The organism is Propionivibrio sp., from assembly GCF_047602565.1.
Taxonomy (GTDB): domain Bacteria; phylum Pseudomonadota; class Gammaproteobacteria; order Burkholderiales; family Rhodocyclaceae; genus Propionivibrio.
The window spans coordinates 2,268,520-2,287,949 of sequence record NZ_JASGGX010000001.1 but is presented as its reverse complement, the minus strand read 5'-3'; the positions used below and the strand labels follow the sequence as shown (position 1 = coordinate 2,287,949).

At 61.4% G+C, this 19,430-nt stretch carries 16 protein-coding genes and 3 pseudogenes; 17 read left to right on the top strand and 2 right to left on the bottom strand.

What is annotated here, in order from left to right:
* Positions 1–8 precede the first annotated feature (8 nt).
* The 6 genes and pseudogenes from QM701_RS10680 to QM701_RS10655 all read left to right on the top strand — a co-directional run bounded on the left by QM701_RS10680 (position 9) and on the right by QM701_RS10655 (position 4,011).
* Entirely contained in the window at positions 9–782 is a 774-nt protein-coding gene (locus QM701_RS10680; protein WP_415167042.1) for a BPSS1780 family membrane protein, read from the top strand.
* Positions 772–1,446 carry a nicotinate-nucleotide adenylyltransferase gene (gene nadD / locus QM701_RS10675; protein WP_415167041.1) on the top strand — a complete coding sequence of 225 codons (675 nt, stop codon included), beginning with the start codon at positions 772–774 and terminating at the stop codon, positions 1,444–1,446. The genes QM701_RS10680 and nadD overlap by 11 nt, the downstream gene beginning before the upstream one ends.
* 7 nt (positions 1,447–1,453) lie before the next feature.
* Positions 1,454–1,816: a ribosome silencing factor gene (gene rsfS, locus QM701_RS10670; RefSeq protein WP_415167040.1), complete on the top strand. Its 363-nt coding sequence runs from the start codon at positions 1,454–1,456 to the stop codon at positions 1,814–1,816.
* 104 nt (positions 1,817–1,920) lie between these two features.
* Entirely contained in the window at positions 1,921–2,391 is a 471-nt protein-coding gene (gene rlmH, locus QM701_RS10665) for a 23S rRNA (pseudouridine(1915)-N(3))-methyltransferase RlmH (RefSeq protein ID WP_415167039.1), read from the top strand.
* Positions 2,392–2,398: 7 nt separating this feature from the next.
* Positions 2,399–3,020 (top strand): annotated as a pseudogene (locus tag QM701_RS10660) (Maf family protein).
* 85 nt (positions 3,021–3,105) lie between these two features.
* Positions 3,106–4,011, top strand: coding sequence for a PilZ domain-containing protein (locus QM701_RS10655; protein WP_415167038.1), 906 nt, complete (start codon positions 3,106–3,108; stop codon positions 4,009–4,011).
* Here the strand turns inward: QM701_RS10655 and QM701_RS10650 are convergent.
* On the bottom strand, positions 3,999–5,075 hold the full coding sequence (locus QM701_RS10650) for a hypothetical protein (RefSeq protein WP_415167037.1): 1,077 nt from the start codon (positions 5,073–5,075) through the stop codon (positions 3,999–4,001). The genes QM701_RS10655 and QM701_RS10650 overlap by 13 nt on opposite strands.
* A gap of 16 nt (positions 5,076–5,091) precedes the next feature.
* Positions 5,092–6,301: pseudogene (locus QM701_RS10645) on the bottom strand (peptidase U32 family protein).
* Between the two features lie 126 nt (positions 6,302–6,427).
* Between QM701_RS10645 and rng the strand changes: the two are divergent.
* From rng to QM701_RS10590, 11 genes and pseudogenes are all read left to right on the top strand, one after another.
* Complete coding sequence (rng, locus tag QM701_RS10640) at positions 6,428–7,894, top strand: ribonuclease G (RefSeq protein ID WP_415167036.1); 1,467 nt, start codon at positions 6,428–6,430, stop codon at positions 7,892–7,894.
* Positions 7,895–7,913: 19 nt separating this feature from the next.
* Positions 7,914–8,186, top strand: a pseudogene (locus tag QM701_RS10635) (transposase); the annotation flags it as partial.
* Positions 8,187–8,384: 198 nt separating this feature from the next.
* Entirely contained in the window at positions 8,385–9,791 is a 1,407-nt protein-coding gene (locus QM701_RS10630) for a PLP-dependent aminotransferase family protein (RefSeq protein ID WP_415167035.1), read from the top strand.
* 85 nt (positions 9,792–9,876) lie between these two features.
* Positions 9,877–10,095: a hypothetical protein gene (locus QM701_RS10625; protein WP_415167034.1), complete on the top strand. Its 219-nt coding sequence runs from the start codon at positions 9,877–9,879 to the stop codon at positions 10,093–10,095.
* Positions 10,067–12,877, top strand: coding sequence for an acyl-CoA synthetase FdrA (gene fdrA, locus QM701_RS10620; protein WP_415167033.1), 2,811 nt, complete (start codon positions 10,067–10,069; stop codon positions 12,875–12,877). Before QM701_RS10625 ends, fdrA begins: the two co-directional genes overlap by 29 nt.
* 21 nt (positions 12,878–12,898) lie before the next feature.
* A complete protein-coding gene (locus QM701_RS10615) occupies positions 12,899–13,714 on the top strand; it encodes a DUF2877 domain-containing protein (protein WP_415167032.1) in 816 nt (271 codons plus the stop codon).
* Positions 13,715–13,749: 35 nt separating this feature from the next.
* Positions 13,750–14,970 (top strand): allantoate deiminase, encoded by a 1,221-nt coding sequence (allC, locus tag QM701_RS10610; protein ID WP_415167031.1) that lies wholly within the window; start codon positions 13,750–13,752, stop codon positions 14,968–14,970.
* 22 nt (positions 14,971–14,992) lie between these two features.
* Positions 14,993–16,264, top strand: a complete 1,272-nt coding sequence (locus QM701_RS10605; RefSeq protein WP_415167030.1) for an MFS transporter — start codon at positions 14,993–14,995, stop codon at positions 16,262–16,264.
* A 2-nt stretch (positions 16,265–16,266) separates the two neighbouring features.
* On the top strand, positions 16,267–17,067 hold the full coding sequence (allE, locus tag QM701_RS10600) for a (S)-ureidoglycine aminohydrolase (RefSeq protein WP_415167029.1): 801 nt from the start codon (positions 16,267–16,269) through the stop codon (positions 17,065–17,067).
* An 11-nt stretch (positions 17,068–17,078) separates the two neighbouring features.
* Entirely contained in the window at positions 17,079–18,017 is a 939-nt protein-coding gene (gene arcC, locus QM701_RS10595; protein ID WP_415167028.1) for a carbamate kinase, read from the top strand.
* A 165-nt stretch (positions 18,018–18,182) separates the two neighbouring features.
* Positions 18,183–19,412, top strand: coding sequence for a pyridoxal-phosphate-dependent aminotransferase family protein (locus QM701_RS10590; RefSeq protein WP_415167027.1), 1,230 nt, complete (start codon positions 18,183–18,185; stop codon positions 19,410–19,412).
* The last annotated feature ends 18 nt before the right edge of the window (positions 19,413–19,430 follow it).

Here is a 19,430-nt window from a genome sequence, read left to right as displayed (position 1 = left end):
CGCCCCCCATGCAAGCATTGATACTCCCGGCCGCGCGAGGACTGCGCTGGCTCGTCGAAGGCTTTTCCATCTTCCAGCACCGGCCCGCGCTGCTGAGCTTCCTGGTGCTCGGCTACTGGCTGTCGATGGCCGTCGTTTCGGCCATTCCCCTGTTCGGCCAGCTGGCCAGCTTCCTCCTCATCCCGGCGTTCTCGGTCAGCCTGATGAACGCCTGCCGGCTGATCGACAGGAAGGAGGAACTGCCGCCGCAGGTGCTCTTCTCGGGCTTCCATCGCAACCTGCATACGCTGCTGACCCTCGGCGTCATCTACGTGCTGGCCACGCTGGTGGTGCTCGGCCTGTCCGCGCTATTCGACGGCGGCCTGCTGTTCCGCATGCTGGTCATGGGCGAGGCGCCGGCCCGCGAGGCGCTGGACAAGACCTCGGTGTTCATTTCCGCGCAATTGACCGTGGTCCTGCTCATCCCGATCATCCTGGCCTTCTGGTTCGCCCCGGTCCTGGTCGCCTGGCATGACATGCCCGCCGGCAAGTCGCTGTTCTTCAGCCTGGTCGCCTGCCTGCGCAACTGGCGTCCGTTCCTGCTGTATTCGCTGACCATCGGGATCATCGGCGTGTTCGTCCCGCGCCTGATCGACGGCCTGCTCGGCGGCGGCGACGGCGTCGGCCAGCTGCTGCCGACGATGCTCACCGTGATGGTCAGCCTGATCCTCCTGCCGACCCTGTACGCCAGCTTCTACATCAGCTACCGCGACATCTTCGTCGGCATGCAAGATGCGTCCTGAGGCAGCGCGCCAGCCGCTCGGCATTTTCGGCGGAACCTTCGACCCGGTGCATTTCGGCCATCTGCGGCTCGCCGAGGAAGCCGCCGACGCGCTCGGCCTGCAAAGCGTGCGCTGGATTCCCGCCGGCCGGCCGGCCCTGCGCGACACGCCGCGGGTCGGGCCGCGGCAGCGGCTGGAGATGGTGCGCGCGGCCATCGCCGGCAACCCCCGCTTCGAGCTCGACCCGGCGGAGGTCGAAGCGCCGGGACCGAGCTACACCGTGCCGACGCTCGAACGGCTACGCCGGCCGGACGCCTGCGGCGCTGACCGGCCGCTGGTGCTGCTGGTGGGCAACGACGCCTTCGCCGGCATGGCCGGCTGGCACCGCTGGGAGTGCCTGTTCGAGCTGGCGCACGTCGCCGTCGCGCATCGTCCCGGCTATTCGGTCGATCCCGAGCGCCTGGACTCTGAGCTGGCCGCGGCATTCCGCCGCCGCTTCTGCGCGGACCCGGCGCGGCTGGCCGCCGCCCCGGCCGGGTGCATCGCCACGTTCGCCATGACGCCGCTGGACATTTCGGCAACCCGCATCCGTTCCCTGCTGTCAAAGGGACAAAGCCCGCGCTATCTGATGCCGGACAGCGTGATCGCCCACATCCATGAACATCGCTACTACACGGAGAATTGAACTGCCGATGAAAGCCGCACAGCTCGAAAAAATCGTCGTCGCCGCCCTGGAGGACATCAAGGGCAAGGACATCGAGGTCATCAACACCCGTAAGCTCACCCCGTTGTTCGAACGCATCGTCGTCGCCAGCGGCGATTCCAACCGCCATGTCCGTTCCCTGGCGCGCAACGTCGAGGACAAGGTGCGCGAAGCGGGCGCCGAGATCCTGTCAACGGAAGGCGAGGAAGCCGGCGAGTGGGTGCTGGTGGACCTCGGCGACGTGGTGGTGCACATCATGCAGCCGGCCATCCGCAGCTACTACGCGCTCGAAGAGCTGTGGGGCGGCAAGGGGCCCGAGCGCGTGCGCAGGATCGCGGACGCTGCCGCCTGAAACCGTCCCGATAGCACCGGCCCGCCCCGCCAACATGTCGATGCCGAGCACGGGACCGGCGTGGCGGCCGCCGTGCCGCCGCGTCTGATCCTGCCGGGCGCGCCGTGAAACTCACCATCCTCGCCGTCGGCCACAAACTGCCCGCCTGGGTCGCCGCCGGCTGCGCCGAGTACGTCAAGCGCATGCCGCGCGAACTACCGCTGTCCGTCGTCGAGATCAAGCCCGAGCCGCGCGGCGCGAAAAACCGCGAGCAGCTGCTGGCCGCCGAGAAGGTCCGCCTGCTGGCGGCATTACAGGGATTTTCCCGCACCGTCGTGCTCGACGAGCGCGGCGCGGACCTGACCACGCTGCAACTGGCGCAACGGCTCGAAGCCTGGATGCGCGCAGGCGGCGACACCGCCTTCATCATCGGCGGGGCCGACGGGATCGACGACGGAATCAAGGCGCGCGCCGACGCCACGCTGCGCCTGTCCAGCCTGACCCTGCCACACACCATGGCCCGGCTGGTATTATGCGAGCAGCTTTACCGCGCCATGAGCGTGGTCCGCAACCATCCCTACCATCGCGAAGGTTAGTTCCGACATGCCGTTCGACACGCGCAATCCGAGGCTCTACCTGGCGTCACGCAGCCCACGCCGCCGCGAACTGCTGGCGCAGATGGGCGTCCAGTTCGACACCCTGTTCTTTCGCGAGCCGCCGCGCCGCGACGATGTTGAACGAGACGGCGTATGCCGGCGAGACCCCGGCCCGCTACGTCGAACGGATCGCCCGCGCCAAGGCGGAGCACGGCTGGTGCGTGGTCGACATCCGCCGGCTGGTGCCGCAGGTCGTGCTGGCCGCCGACACCACCGTCGAGCTCGACGGCGAGATCATCGGCAAGCCGGCCGACGCCGCCGAGGCGCGGGACACGCTGCGCCGCCTCTCCGGCCGCACGCACCGGGTGCTGACCGCCGTCGCCGTCGCCTTCGAGCATGCGATCGAATCGGCCGTGTCGGTCAGCGAAGTGACCTTCGGCGCGATCGGCGAGGCGGACATCCGGCGCTACGTCGCCAGCGGCGAGCCGATGGACAAGGCCGGCGCCTACGGTATCCAGGGCCGCGCCGGCATGTTCGTCGAGCATCTTGCCGGCAGCTACAGCGGCGTGATGGGCCTGCCGCTCCATGAAACGGCCCTGTTGCTCAAGCGCTTCGGCTTCCCGCTCTGAGGTGCCGCCGGCAGGGAAGCCGATAGGCGCGCCGCCGGTTTTCCGGTAGAGTGCGCGCTAGCAAATGCATGCTGGACTCTGAATCATGCTGAAAAGCCTTTTCGGCAAAAGCCACGGCGCCTCCAGTGACGCTGCGCACGCCGCCCACGGCCGGGAGAGAGTCGACCTCGGCCGGATCAGGACGCTGATCGAGTTCTTCCCGATCGGCAAGAAACTGCGTTATTACCCCGAATTCAACAAGGACATCGTGCTCGACACGCTGGTCGTCGCCTATTGCGCCAACGGCCACTTCGTATATGCGATGGAATCGATCGAGACGGACCGGGACGGCCTGCCGACCGTCTTCCGGGGAGACGAGGACAAGGTCCGCCTGCCCGCCACGGGCCTGCGCACCTTCCAGATGCTGGTGCCGGACACCTCGGACCTGGAGATGAAGCTGGACTATCTGCGCCGCGCCCAGATCAGCCGCAACGGGCAGTTCAGCGCCGGCAACAACATTTCCCTGATTTCGAACGCCGGCGTGAAAGGCGTTTCGACGGTCAACACCGAGGTCGCCAAGCAGGTCGTCCTGCGCGACGGCCCGTACGCGCAGATGAACATGGTCCTGCTGACGCCGGACCTGAACACCCTGGCGGTCACCGACCAGCGCCGCAAGCCGCGCACCCGCATCAACGTGCCGGTGACGGCGCTGCTGCCGGCGGAGAATTACACGGGAGAATGCACCCTGGTCGATATTTCCGACGCCGAGGTGCGCATCCGCCTGGGCGAGCGGGGGGCCGTGCCGGCGATCCACGAAGGCGACGCCATGATCGTGGACATCCGCCTCGGCGAGGCCGAGCGGCGCTACTCGGTCAAGGGGTCGGTCGTCCGGCGTTCGGCGGAAACCTGCGTCCTCGGGCTCGACGGCCAGATCCGCGAAGGCCGGCTCGTCCCCTTCGCTCCGCTGGACCTGCTCGAACTGAAAGCCGGGCTGCTCAACTACGGCAGGTAGGACGCGAGCAGGCGCGCGGCTTCCTCCGCGCCGCGCGGGACCGGCGCCGGCGGGGCGGCCTGATGCCACAGTCTCGCCAGATCGTCCGCCAGTTCGCCGCGCATGAGCGCCGTGGCAGCGACTTCCCGGCAGCGCGCGTTCTTTTCCAGCCATTCGATCAGGCAGTCCTGTTCGGGCCAATCCTCGCGGCGCACATAAAGCACGGCCGCGCCGTTGCAGGCGGCTTCGGTGAACGTGCCGTAGCCGGGCTTGGTGAGCACGGCGTCGACGCTGCGCAGCAGGTCGGTGAAATCCATCCGCAGCGCCTCGATCGCCGCCATGTCGCCGCGTGCGATTCCCCAGCTTGCCGGCACCAGCCAGCGCACGCCGGGCGTGACGGGCCAGGCGGCTGCGTTCAAATCCTTGTCGAAGCCGCCGAAGGCGACCAGCACGACGCGCTCGCCGGTCGCCGCGCCGAGCCGTTCGTGCAATTCCGCGCGGCGTTCGTGGCCCGGCGCCGCCACCGGCGCCACGGCGCGCGCGTTCGGCAGGTCGGGCATGAACATGGCCGGGGTCAGCCGGATGAAGCAGGCGGCGCTCCGGTAGGCCGCCAGGATTTGCGCATGGATCGGCCCGGCCCAGGCTTCGCGGCCGAAGAAATGGGCGAACAGGTCGGCCCAGTTGAGCGAGCACATCGACAGCGCGGGAATCCCCGCCCGCGCCGCGCCGGCCAGCGGCAGGTAGGCCACGTCGGTGAGTGCCAGGTTCGGCGCCAGCTCGCGCAGGAACGCCGCTTCGGCGGCGACGCGTCCGTCCCAGCCGGCATGCCAGGCGCGATACGCCGCGCCGGTCGCGGCGAGGTCGATGCGCACGGCGTCGACCATGACGAAGCCGAAATCGCTGCGTCCGGGCAGCAGCTCGAACGGCGCGGCGATGCGCGCGCGCAGCTTCTCCGCCGGCAGGCCGGAGCGGACGGTCAGCCGCAGGCCGGGGCGCAGCCGCGCCAGCGCGTCGAGAATCGGCGCCGCCTGCGCCAGATGGCCGAAGCCGTGCGAGGAGATGTCGACGAAAAGGTGGCCGGGCATGGCGTTGGCGAAAACCCTAGACGAACCGCGCCAGCAGCGCGCCCGGCAGTTCTCCGGGCAGGCCGATCCACACCCGGTGGCCGTTGCCCGGCGCGACGGCGATCGGCGCGCCGTCCGCGTCTTCCATGCGTTCGAGCCGCAGCTCCAGGTTGCCAGACGGATGGATCACCTCGATGCGGTCGCCGACGGCGAAGCGGTTCTTGACCTCGACCTCGGCCAAACCGCGCGCCGCGTCCCAGCCGGCCACGTCGCCGACGTAGAGGCTGCGCCCGGACTCCGAATGGCCGCGCAGGTAGTTCTGCGTTGCGGCCGCGTGGTGGCGCTGGTAGAAGCCATCGGTGTAGCCCCGGTTGGCCAGCCCTTCGAGCTCGCCGAGCAGGCGCGGATCGAACGGCCGGCCGGCGGCCGCGTCGTCGATGGCGCGGCGATAGACCTGCGCCGTGCGCGCCGCGTAGTACGTCGAACTTGGTGCGTCCCTCGATCTTCAGCGAATCGACGCCGAGGTCGACCAGGCGCTGCACGTGCTCCAGCGCGCGCAGGTCCTTCGAGTTCATGATGTAGGTGCCGTGCTCGTCTTCCTCGACCGGCATCAGTTCGCCGGGGCGTTCGCGCTCCTCGAGCAGCCACACGTCGCCGGCGGCGTCCCGCGCCGCGGGCTTGACCCGGTAATCCCAGCGGCAGGCGTTGGTGCACGTGCCCTGGTTCGGATCGCGCCGGTTGAAGTAGCCGGACAGCAGACAGCGCCCGGAGTAGGCTACGCAGAGCGCGCCGTGCACGAAGACTTCGAGTTCGACGTCCGGGCATTCCTGGCGGATCTCGGCGACTTCATCGAGCGACAGTTCGCGCGAGAGGATGACGCGCGCGACGCCGAGCCGCCGCCAGAAGCGCACGGCGGCGAAGTTGACGGTGTTGGCCTGCACGGAAAGATGCACCGGCAGGTCCGGCCAGCGCTCGCGCACCAGATCGATCAGGCCCGGATCGGCCATGATCAGCGCGTCCGGCGCGAGCGCGACGACGGGCGCCATGTCGGCGAGGTAGGTGCGCACCTTGGCGTTGTGCGGCACCACGTTGCTGACCAGATAGAACTTCCGGCGCGCCGCGCGCGCCTCGGCGATCGCCCGGCCCAGCCGCTCCAGGCTGCCGAATTCGTTGTTGCGCACGCGCAGGCTGTAGCGCGGCTGGCCCGCGTAAACGGCGTCAGCGCCGAAGGCCAGGGCGGCGCGCATCATCGCCAGCGAACCGGCGGGGGCGAGCAGTTCGGGGACGGGGCGGACGGCGGCGGGCAAGATCGGGCTTTCCGGGTAAAATGCAGCAAACCACGGATTCTAACCGCTTTTGTGCAACCACCATTCATGCCAGAGACTTTTCCTGAAGACATACTGATCAACTTCACTCCGCAGGAAACGCGCGTCGCCGTGATGTACCAGGGCGTCGTCCAGGAGTTGCACATCGAGCGCAACGCCAGCCGGGGGCTGGTCGGCAACATCTACATCGGACGCATCGTGCGCATCCTGCCCGGAATGCAGTCGGCCTTCGTCGACGTCGGGCTGCAGCGCACCGCCTTCCTGCACGTCGCCGACATATGGGAGCCGCGCAGCGCCGGCGAAGCCGCGCGTCCGATCGAACACATCCTGCACGAGGGGCAAAGCATCGTCGTGCAGGTCATCAAGGACCCCATCGGCACCAAGGGCGCGCGGCTGTCAACGCAGATATCGGTGGCCGGCCGCCTGCTCGTCTACCTGCCGCAGGAAAAGCACATCGGCATCTCCCAGCGCATCGAGAACGAGAACGAGCGCGAGGCCCTGCGCGAGCGCATCGCGCGGCTGGTTCCCGGCAACGAGCCGGGCGGTTACATCGTGCGCACCATGGCCGAGGGTGCCACCGACGAGGAGCTGGCCAACGACATCGAATACCTGCGCAAGCTGTGGTACGACATCCAGGCCGAGGCCAAGAAGGTCGCCCCGCCCGGCCTGCTGTACCAGGAGTTGTCGCTCGGCCTGCGCGTGCTGCGCGATTTCGTCAATGCCAACACCATGCGCATCGTCATCGACTCGCGCGAGAACTTCCAGAAGCTGTCGTCGTTCGCCAAGGAGTACACGCCCGCGGTGCGACCGCTGCTCAACCACTACATCGGCGAGCGCCCGCTGTTCGACCTGTACGGCATCGAGCAGGAGATCGAGAAGGCGCTGGCCCGGCGCGTCGACCTGAAGTCCGGCGGCTACCTGATCTTCGACCAGACCGAGGCGATGACCACCATCGACGTCAACACCGGCGGCTTCGTCGGCGTGCGCAACTTCGACGAAACGGTGTTCAAGACCAACCTCGAAGCGGCGCACACCATCGCCCGCCAGCTGCGCCTGCGCAACCTCGGCGGCATCATCATCATCGACTTCATCGACATGGACAGCGAGGAGCACAAGGCCGCGGTGCTCGACGAATTCAACAAGGCGCTGGCCAGCGACCACACGCGCCTGACGGTCAACGGCTTCACCGCGCTCGGCCTCGTCGAGATGACGCGCAAGCGCACGCGCGAATCGCTGGCGCACATCCTGTGCGAGGAGTGCCCGACCTGCAACGGGCGCGGCGAGGTCAAGACCGCGCGCACCGTGTGCTACGAGATCCTCCGCGAACTGCTGCGCGAGGCCCGCCAGTTCAACGCCCGCGAGTTCCGCATCCTGGCCGGCGTGGCGGTGACCGACATCTTCCTCGACGAGGAATCGCAAGGCCTCGCCATGCTCTCCGACTTCATCGGCAAGCCGATCTCGCTGAAGGCGGAGCCGAGCTACACGCAGGAGCAGTACGACATCGTTTTGCTCTGATCACCTTGGGCCCCGACCAGGGCCATCCGGCCAGAATGCCGCCGAAGCCGCTCGTGCGCACGGGATCGCCCTGGAGGTCGTCAAGCTCCCGGAGGCCAGGCGCGGCTTCGTGCTGCTCCCGCGCCGCCGGGTCGTCGAGCGCAGTTTCGGCTGGGCCGCCCGCTTTCGCCGCTTGGCCCGGGATTACGGGCGCCTGCCCGAAACCTTGGCCGGATCGCACTATCCGGCCTTCGCCTGCCTCGGGTTGCCCCACCTCACCGATGCCGTGAACATCGTTCAGAACATGCTCTAGACCAGGCGTTGTCGAAGGTGCTGAGCGTCGTGTGCCCTCGTTTCCATGTGCAGCCGCGTTCCGTTTCATTGATCCTGAAAAAAAGTCGTCCGCGTTGCCGAAGTGCAAAAACGTTGTCGCACCTTTCCAAACTGTGTTGCAAGAAAAAACGCCAAACTGTATGTGGTGTAGCACAGTGCACAAACCCATAATGAATTCATGCATATCTATGAGAGCATTGCTCAGGAATTCATTACGCTAATCGGCGCGGGTCAGATTCGTCCCGGAGATCGGTTGCCGTCGGTGCGACGTCTTGCGCAACAGCGCAAGTTGTCGGCCTCGACGGTCATTCAGGCGCTCCGGGTTCTCGAAAGCAGAGGTCTCGTAGAAGCTCGGCCGCAGTCCGGGTACTACGTCAAGTCAAGAATTGCTCGGCCTCTGGAGATCGAAAGCAGCGATATCGTACCCACCCCCGTCGAAGTGGGCATCATCCATCGCATGCTGGAGATTCTGCGGGCCAACGGGGCGCCGAAGGCGGTGCCGTTCGGATCGGCTTCGCCGGCTCCCGAGCTCTTGCCCATAACACGCCTCGGGCGGCTCTACGCGAGTCTGGCGCGGAAGCATGCAAAGCTCCTGGCCGGATTCAGCGACGGCAGCCATAGCGAGGAGGCCTTTGCCAAGTCGATTGTCCGCCGTTCGCTGGATTGCGGATACACGGTGTCTCCCGATGAAATCATCGCGACCAATTCTTGTACGGAAGCACTGAAACTCAGCCTTCAGGCGGTTACCAAGCCCGGCGATACCGTCGCCGTCGAATCGCCGACCTACTACGTCATGCTCCAGATGCTTGAAGCGATGGGGTTGAAGGCACTGGAGCTGCCGACACATCCGGAGACCGGTGTTTCCGTGGAGGCGCTGGATTCCGCGACCAAAAACGGAGAGGTTGCGGCATGCATCCTGATCTCCAACGGGAATAATCCCCTCGGGTGCATCATCCCCGACGAAAACAAGAAAGCGATTGCACGTTTGCTTTCCTCTCGGAAGGTGCCGCTCATCGAGGACGATATCTACGGCGACATCTGTTTTACCGTCGAGCGGCCACGGCCGATTTATGCTTTCGACAAGAGCGGCAATACCATCCTCTGTAGCTCCTTCTCGAAAACGGTCAGCCCGACGCTGCGCGTTGGCTATGTGGCGGCAGGGAAGCGTTTTGCCGATGTTTCCCTGCAAAAGGCGCTTACCAGTGGAAAGACCAATCCATTGACGCAGCGCGTGTTGGCGGAACTGCTCGATTCCCGTGGATTTGATGCGCACCTCAGAACGCTTCGTCGGCACCTTGGAGAGCAGGTGGCGAGAACGCGCGATGCGGTTGTGCGCTATTTCCCGGCCGAAACGCGAATTACCGATCCGATGGGCGGTTTTGTGCTCTGGGTTGCCCTGCCTGAAGAGGTGAATGTGATGTTGCTGCACCAAAGAGCGGTTGCGGCGGGCATTACCTTCGTTCCGGGGGAAATGTTCTCGGCGAGCGGCCGCTATACGAATTGCATGAGACTGGCATGCGGCCTGCCTTGGAGCGAACGAATTGAAGATGCCTTGCAGCGTTTGGCGAAGTTGATACCAGATTAGGTCGTTTCTGGTCTGGGCGCGGTATTTCCCGGGTCTCGCCGCGCTGTTCTATAAATGACGAACGAATAATAATTTGGGGGCTGAAATGCTATACACGGTCATCAGGAAGAATAGCTATCAGGATTCAATCAATCTGATGCTGCTTACCAACGCCATCAATACGCTCGATGGCGTGTCGAAGTGTTCCGTCATGATGGGGACGGATGCCAACAAGGAAATCCTGAAAAGCAGCGGTTTGTTCGACTCCGGAAGCGGCGGACGCCGCTCCCAACGACATGGTTATTGCCGTCGAGACGGAGGATGAGAAGAACGTCGAGCGTGTTCTCGAAGAGTCGGCCCGGTTCCTGAATGACCTAGCGGTCAAGAAGCAAAGCACCGGCACCAAGAGCGTGGCAAGCATTGACGCGGCCTTGCAGGAAATGCCCGATGCGAATATGGCGCTATTTTCCATACCCGGAGAATATGCCGCGGATGAGATTGAGAAAGCGCTCGACAAGGGGCTTCATGTTTTCTCATTTACCGACAATATTTCCATCGATGATGAAGTCCGGCTGAAGAGAAAGGCGCACGAAAAAGGCCTGTTGCTGATGGGGCCGGATTGCGGCACCGGTGTCATTGGCGGGATTCCGGTGGCGTTTACGAATGTGGTCCGGCCGGGGAACATCGGTATCGTCGGTGCCTCCGGTACCGGGATTCAAGAGGTGACCACCATCATCGATCGTCTCGGAGGCGGCGTCGTTCATGCCATCGGGACCGGTGGCCGGGACTTGAGCGAAGAGGTTGGTGCCATCACGGTGCGTGACGCCATCATCGGGTTGGAAGAACACGATCCGACCGACGTCATCGTGGTCATTTCCAAACCGCCGGCCACGAAGGTTCGGGATGAAATCGTCGAGTTGCTGCACAGCCTGACGAAACCAGTGGTGGCCATCTTCCTGGGGGAAAAGCCCGATCATCACGAGGGGCGCGTCCATTTCGCGCACACGCTCGAGGAAACGGCGATGATCGCGGTCGATCTGGCTTTCGGTCGCGATGTCAAAAGCAACTATTCGCAGCAGCTGGCAAACGAGATCCAGGCGTCTCTGGCTCCGGAGAAAACGGTCAAAGGGCTCTATTCCGGCGGCACGCTGGCGGCCGAGGCCGCCATGCTGATCGCGGAAGCGCTGGATCTCGGGAAATTGGGCAAGGAGGCGGGTTACATCCTCAATGCCGACGGCTACGAAGTTCTGGATCTGGGTGACGACATCTATACCCAAGGCAAGCCGCATCCGATGATCGATCCGGAAGTCAGAATCAACAAGATCCGGGAGTGCGCAGCCGAGGTCAATACCGGAGTCATTCTGATCGACTGCGTGCTTGGCTATGGTTCTCATCCCGACATGGCCGGGGCGCTGGCGGGCACGATCAAGGAGGCTCGGGATAGCGCACGACGGAGCGGGCGTGAACTGCATTTCGTGGCCACGGTTTGCGGGACGCCGCATGACCCGCAGAACTATCAGGCGGCGATTGACACGCTGAAAGGATGCGGCGTGCTCGTCGAGGCAAGTAACGATCGAGCGGTCAGACTGGCGCTCAAGCTGAAAGGTGTTGACGCCGTGGAGGCCGACAAGCGTTTCGTGTCTTCGCCAGCAGCGAAGAAGGCGCTGCCCAGGGCAAGCGAGAGTGTCGTGGATCTGCTGAATACGAAGCCGCGCATTGTCAATATCGGTCTCACGAGCTTTACCGATTCCATCGTGGCCTACGGCGGTCGCGCCGTGCAATACGATTGGAAACCCGCCGCCGGTGGCAACAAGAGGTTGATCAAACTGCTGAATCTCCTTTCGCGGATGGAGCAAATCGACGTCGCCAACGGCCAAGTCATTGAAAGAATCAAGGATGCACAACCGTTCCTGGTCGATGTCGTCCCGGCAAAATCGGTGATCGATGTCCTGAATGGCCGTGCGCTGCTGCACGCGGGGCCGCCCATCGAATATCGGGATATGACGGGGCCGATGCAAGGGTCGTGTGTCGGTGCCGTGCTGTTTGAAGGCTGGGCGGACGACGAGCCTGGCGCAAAGCGGCTGCTGGAAAACGGCGGGGTGTCATTCACTCCCTGTCACCATGTCGGCGCCGTGGGGCCGATGGGCGGAATCACCTCGGGCAATATGCCGGTGTTGGTCGTGAAGAATCGTCTGGACGACACGACGGCTTATTGCATCATGAATGAAGGCATCGGAAAGGTGCTCAGATTTGGCGCCTTTTCGGCGGATGTCGTCAACCGGCTGAAGTGGATGAGAGATTCGCTTGGCCCGGTTTTGTCCAAGGCGCTGCGGACAAAAGAGGGTGGGTTGAATCTCAATGTACTGATTGCCCGTGCGATCACCATGGGTGATGAATTTCACCAGAGAAATATTGCGGCATCCCTGATCTTCCTGAAAGAAATGGCGCCGCTGATTACGCAGCTCGATATCGGCGGGCAAGAGAAGTTCAAGGTGATCACGTTCCTCGCCGATACCGATCAGTTCTTCCTGAATGTCATGATGGCGGTGTCCAAGTCGATCATGGATAGCGCCCGCAAGGTGACCAGCGGCACCGTGGTGACCGCGATGTCGAGAAATGGCCGCGAATTTGGCGTGAGAATCAGCGGCATGGGAGACGAATGGTTCAAAGCTCCCGTCAATACGCCGAACGGACTGTATTTCACTGGTTATACGGCGGACGATGCGAATCCCGATATCGGCGACAGCGCCATCACCGAAACGGTTGGCGTTGGCGGAATGGCCATGGTTGCCGCGCCCGGAGTAACCCGATTTGTCGGCGCCGGCGGCTTCCAGGACGCTTTGCGGGTTTCGAACGAGATGAGTGAGATCTGTATCGGAAACAATCCGACATGGACGATCCCGACGTGGGATTTCAAGGGAAGCTGTTTGGGGATCGACGTCAGAAAGGTGGTCGCGACCGGAATCACCCCGCTGATCAACACCGGCATTGCGCACAAGCAAGCCGGAGTCGGGCAGATCGGGGCCGGTACGGTGCGGGCACCGCTCGCCTGTTTCGAGAAGGCGATCATTGCTTACGCCAAAAAGCAGGGCATCGAAGTCGACTGACCTTGCACATCGCCCGATGAGATGAAAAGCAATCTGCTGCTGCAGTACCTTCGCGACCGGAAAGAGGTTGGCGCAGTGCACAGCGTTTTCACCAAAGGCTTCAACGTGCAATTCCCGACACAGCTGGTTTTCGTCGGGAGTTGCGAGGCGCCTTTGTCGGCGTTTGGGCTGGCGGTGACTGCGGAGCGGATGAGCGATCTGCTCTCGAAGGTGAGGAAAGGGGATCTGGTTGTCTATAAATCGGATCGGTTGTTCATCTACAGCGTTGCGGGCGTGATGACCATCGATCTGTCCGGGCTGCGCAACGTCGACCTCAGTTTGCCCAAGGTCAAGTGCGACATATCCGCCATTACGGGTACGGCGGTGTTTCGGCAACTCGCGGCCATGGGACTCGAACACGCAACTGGGCTTGGTTGCGCGGAGGACGATTGCGAGCGGCTGGAACTGCTCTGGAATTCAGGCAAAGCGGATCTCGACGCCAATTGCAAACTCGTGAGTTATTTCGCCGGGCGGGGGCCGGGGCTGACGCCGAGCGGCGACGACCTGCTGCTCGGATTCACGCTGGCGCTCATGTTGTTCGGCGAATACGCCAGTTGGCAAAAGGCGATCGCCACGGGAATCAACGAGAACACGACGACCAGGGTCAGTGTCGCCTATCTCCAAGCGATGCTCTTGGGGTATGTGAGCGAGCATCTTGTGCAGCTCGCAGCAATGATGGATAGCGGGGATTCGCTGGCGGTTCAGCAACACGTGGAGAGCGTGGTTTCTTTCGGCCATACGTCTGGAATGGATACGTTGTTTGGCTTTTTCCTGGGGTTGAAATTCTTAACAAGGTAGTTCTCGCGTTGCAGATAACTCCAAAGGAGGGGGAGATGGATATTGAAGTTGGGGAAGTCCGGCAGATCATGGATTGGCTATCCTCGATCAGCGATGACACCGGGCCTGGAACGACCCGGCTGTTGTATTCGCCGAGTTGGCTCAAGGCGCAGCAGGAACTCAAGGCGAAATTCGAGTCGCTGGGTATGGAATGCCGGTTTGACGCGGTCGGAAATCTTTTCGGAACGCTGGTCGGCAGCAAGTCTCCGGAAAGGAAGATTGCGACGGGGTCCCATGTGGACACGGTTGTCCGGGGTGGAAAACTGGACGGCCAACTGGGCATTTTTGGCGGATATCTGGCCGTCAAGAAGCTGCTTGAAACCTATGGTCGCCCGAAGAAAAGCCTGGAAATCATCTCGATGGCCGAAGAAGAGGGCTCACGTTTCCCCTACGTTTTCTGGGGGAGCAAGAATATTTTCGGTCTGGCAAAGAAAGAGGACGTCGAGGCGTTGAAGGACGGCCAAGGCGTCGGGTTCGTCGAGGCGATGCGGAACTGCGGTTTCGATTTCGGCGATGGACGGGCCAGAACGGATATCGAAGCCTTTGTCGAACTGCATATCGAACAAGGCAATTTCCTTGAGGAAGAGAACTATACCGTCGGCGTGGTGAGCTCCATCGTGGGGCAGAAGCGATACAACATTACGCTGAAAGGCGAGGCGAATCACGCGGGAACGACGTTGATGCGCTACCGGAAGGATACCGTCGAGTGCATGTCTCGCATCATCACGCATTGCCTGGACAAGGCCAAGGCCGCCGGAGATCCCCTGGTGCTGACGTTCGGCAAAGTGGTGCCGAAGCCGAATACCGTCAATGTGGTTCCCGGGGAAACGCTGTTCACGATGGATTGCCGTCACACGAACGCGGCTTTCCTGCAGGACTTCACCGCGCTTCTGGAGGCCGACATGAGAGACATCGCGGCCAAGGGCGGCATCGGCATCGAAATCGACAACTGGATGAACGAGAAGCCCGTGGCGATGGATTCGAAAATCGTCGGCTTTATCGAGTGCGTGTGTCAAGACAGGAAACTGAATTACAAGGTCATGCACAGCGGCGCGGGGCACGATTCGCAGATTTTCGCGCCCCGGGTACCGACCGGCATGATCTTCGTGCCCAGCATTCGCGGCGTCAGTCACAACCCGGCGGAAGACACCAAGGTTGAAGATCTCTGCGTCGGGATCAAAGCGTTGGCCTATACCCTGCACGAATTGGCTTACTAATCAATCGGTGAAAGGATTCACTATGAATACGGTGGCACTGAAAGACGGAATGAGAGCTTCGTATCCAGATAACTACTGGAAACTGCTCGTTTTCACGTTCTGTATGGGATGGACGATTATCTGGATTTATCGCGCCATGTTGTCGCCGATTTACCCGGAAATTCAGGCGACCATCGGCCCGCAGACAAATGCCGCAATGGGACTGATCGCGTCCTGCTATTTCTTTGGTTACACGGCACTACAGATTCCGTCCGGCTTCCTGGTGGACCGCTTTGGGCAGAAGAGGGTCCTGATTCCCGGATTTAGCATTTTCGCGGCAGGGGTGTTCAGTATTGCCTATGCCGATTCCATCATGATGATCTATATCGGCGCGGTGTTGGCCGGGGTGGGCTGCGGTACGTACTATGGTTCCGCCTATTCCTTGACCTCGCAGCACGTTCCTGCGGAGAAGAAGGGTTTGCAGACGGCCATCGTCAACAGCGGTTCCGCACTGGGCATGATTCTCGGCATGACCGGATCGAGCTACATGGTGAAGACGCTTGGCTTGCCGTGGCAGACGATGGTTGTCGTCTCCGGCTGTCTTCTGGTTTTTCTCGTCCTGTGGTTTGCCTTCGCCATTGTCGAACCGAGCAAGGTCGCGCAGGCTCCAGGTGCTTCGGTGAACAAGACGTCGGCAGCGAATGCGACTGAAGAAAAATCAAAAGGCTCCATCTTCAGGCTTTCCCTGGTGACCTGCTATTTCCTCTATTTCACTACGTGCTATGCGTATTACATGATCGTTACCTGGCTGCCGAAGTTCCTGGAAGCCGAGCGAGGCATCAAAGGCGGCATGGTCGGACTCGTCGTATCGATGATTGCGGTGACCGCGGTTCCCGGTGCGTTGTTCTTCGCCCACCTGTCGGACAGGAAGCGCGACAAGAAGGCGGAAGTCATTCTGTTCCTTGAGATTGCAGCGTTTGTCCTGATCGGCTTTTCGATGTTCGCGCCGGACACCACGACGTTTGGCATCGTTTTGCTGCTTTACGGCTTCCTCGGGAAAATGGCAGTTGATCCGGTACTCATCTCCTACGTGTCCGACCAGGCAGACAAGAAGAACATGGCGACAACCTTGGGCACGTTCAATTTCTTCGGCATGTCGTCGTCGGTCGTGGCTCCGGCGCTTACGGGCTACATCATCGACAAGACGGGTTCCGGCGTCTGGGGGTTCTATCTGGGGGCGATTCTCCTGTTGATCGGTGCAATCACGTTCTATGCCGCCAACGCCGGCAAGCGAAAAGCGCTCAAGGGGGTGTGATCGTGGGTTATCAAAATAACGTTGTTGGTTACCGGCCGGAACTTCTGCACAACAGGTCGGTAATCAAGGCCGGGATGTTCGCTTTGCTTGAGCCCGATGGCTTGGTCAAAAACATGATCCCGGGCTTCGAGAATTGCGATGTGACGATTCTCGGGTCGCCAAAGCTGGGCGCCAGTTTTGTTGACTATCTGGTGACCATTCATCCGGAAGGCTCGAATCTGAAAGGATTCGGCGCCGACGGGGAAGAGGTTCTCTTTTTTCTGATTGAGGGGGCTTTGTCTGTCGGTACCGGTGAAAAAACTCATTCCTTGTCGAGCGGCGGCTTTGCATACTGCCCTCCCGGCGTCAAATTGTATTTCCACAACCGGAGCGGCCAACCGGCGAAAGCATTCCTGTACAAGCGCCGCTACGTGCCTTTGGAGGGTGTCGCTCCCTACGTCGTCGTCGGTGATACCGAGGCCATGGAATGGACGAAATACGAAGGGATGGAGGATGTCCTGATCAAGGATTTCTTGCCGAAAGACCTGGCCTTCGACTGCAATTTTCACATTCTGAGTTTCAAGCCAGGTGCGTCGCACGGCTATATCGAAACGCACGTCCAGGAACACGGCGCCTATTGCCTGAGTGGTCAGGGAATGTACAACCTGGACAATCAATGGCTTCCCGTAAAAAAGGGGGACTACATCTTCATGGGGGCGTATTGCCTGCAAGCTTGCTATGCGGTTGGGCGAGATGAGCCATTTGCCTATGTGTATTCCAAGGACTGCAACAGAGACGTCGTGTTGTCGGACCCGTCTCGTTAAAGGCAATTATCATGGGAAAACAGTTGGTGATCGCTTTGGGTGGGAATGCGCTTGGCAGCACGCCTGAAGAGCAAAAAGAGGCCGTTCTGGCCGCCTCGGGGAATATTGTCAGTCTTGTCAGGGATGGCTATAGCATCGTCATCGTACATGGCAATGGGCCGCAAGTCGGGATGATCAACCTGGCTTTTGAGTTGGCGTACGGCCAGAACCCCAACGTGTCGGCGATGCCGTTCGCGGAATGTTGCGCAATGAGCCAGGGCTATATCGGCTTCCATCTGCAAAATGCGCTGCAGAACAGTTTCTGCGCGCAGGGAATGACGACGCACGTGTTTACCGCCGTTACTCAGGTCATCGTCGATCGCCTTGATCCGGCATTCAAGAAACCGACCAAGCCGGTTGGCCTGTTCTATACGGAAGAGGCTGCGAACGCCATCACGAAGGAGAAGGGGCATACCTTCATCGAGGATTCCGGTCGCGGTTTCCGGCGCGTCGTTCCGTCGCCCGATCCGATAGACATCAAAGAAAAGGGGACGATTCGCTGCCTGATGGAAAACGGCGATGTCGTCATTGCCTGCGGGGGTGGCGGGGTTCCCGTCTATCGCGAGGACGGCCTGCTCCACAGCGTGGACGTCGTGATCGACAAGGACAAGGCCGCTGCAAAACTGGCCGACGTGATTGCCGCGGATACCTTCATCATCCTGACTGCCGTGCCGCGGGTGGCGATCAATTTCGGCAAGCCGAACCAGGAATGGCTGTCACGCATTACCGTCCCCCAGGCGTTGAAATACATTGAAGAGGGGCACTTTGCCCCCGGTTCGATGTTGCCGAAGGTCGAGGCGGCGATCCGGTTTGTCACTTCGGGTTCCGGCCGGGAGGCCATTATCACATCGCTGGAAAACGCATATCAAGCAGTGACGAAAGGCGGTGGAACGGTGATCTGTTCCGATTAGCTGCTGGAGCGCGAATTATGAGAGGAACGGTGCCATGTTGGTGTAGGCACTGCTTTTCACTTTAGGTGGCTTGAGTTTTGGGTTTTCCAACATGGCGGAGAATGGCGGCCACGATAACTGATCCGATCAGTAATTGTTTATATGCAAATGATATGGAATGAGGCTATGTATCGAGACTTGAATACTCCACTCAGAACGATCATGACACCGGGGCCGGTTGAGGTTGATCCAAGGGTTTTGCGTGCCATGTGCACTCCTGTCCTCGGGCAATTTGACCCGCAATTCATCGCGATCATGAACGAAACGATGAGCATGCTGAGAAAGGTTTTTCAAACCGATAATCAGTGGGCTTTTCCAATTGACGGCACGTCGCGTGCGGGTATCGAGGCGGTTCTGGCGAGCCTGATCGAGCCGGGCGATGTGGTGCTGGTTCCGATTTACGGGCGATTCGGACACTTGCTGGTGGAGATCTCGCAACGCTACGGCGCAGAAATCGTTACGCTGGAGACGAGTTGGGGCGAGGTCTTCCCGCCGCAAACGGTGATCGAAAAGATCAATGAGGTTCGTCCAAAAATTGTGGCGATGGTTCACGGTGAAACATCGACCGCTTGCATGCAGCCGCTCAAGGAAATCGGAGCCGCTTGCCGGAAGGCTGATGCGCTGTTCGTCGTGGATGCCGTCGCAACCATCGGGGGGACGGCGGTCAAGGTCGATGAGTGGATGATCGACGCTGCGATCGGCGGAACTCAGAAGTGCCTTTCCATCCCGTCCGGCATGGCTCCGATCACATTCAATTCCCGTGTCGAAAAAATACTCTTGCAGCGAAAAAGAATCGAGCGTGGTTTGGCCGACAACGCTACGCAAGCGGGGTGGTCTGATCGCGTTATCCGGACGAATTATTTCGACTTGAGCCAGTTGATGGATTATTGGAGCCCGACTCGTTTGAATCACCATACTGAAGCGACATCCATGCTGTATGCGCTGCGGGAGGGGTTGCGCATCGTCCTGGAAGAAGGCCTGGAAGCTCGCTTCAGCCGGCATAAGTTGCACGAATCGGCGCTCGTTTCCGGCTTGCTGGCGATGGGGCTTTCGCTTTATGGCGACGCCGGAATCAAACTTCCCGTGGTGACGGCCGTGAATATTCCGGAAGGGATCGACGGCGAGGCAGTACGCAGCATGTTGCTGAATGACTTCGACATCGAAATTGCCAGTTCATTCGGGCCGTTGAAGGGCAAGATTTGGCGGATCGGCACGATGGGCTATAGCTGTCGTCAAAAGAATGTTCTTCATGTATTGGCCGCCCTGGAAGCGGTATTGATCAGAAACGGGGCAAGCATCAACGCAGGGGAGGCGCTTCAAGCCGCATTGGATGTGTATCACAGCAAGCATCAATAAACGATATAAAAAGGGAGG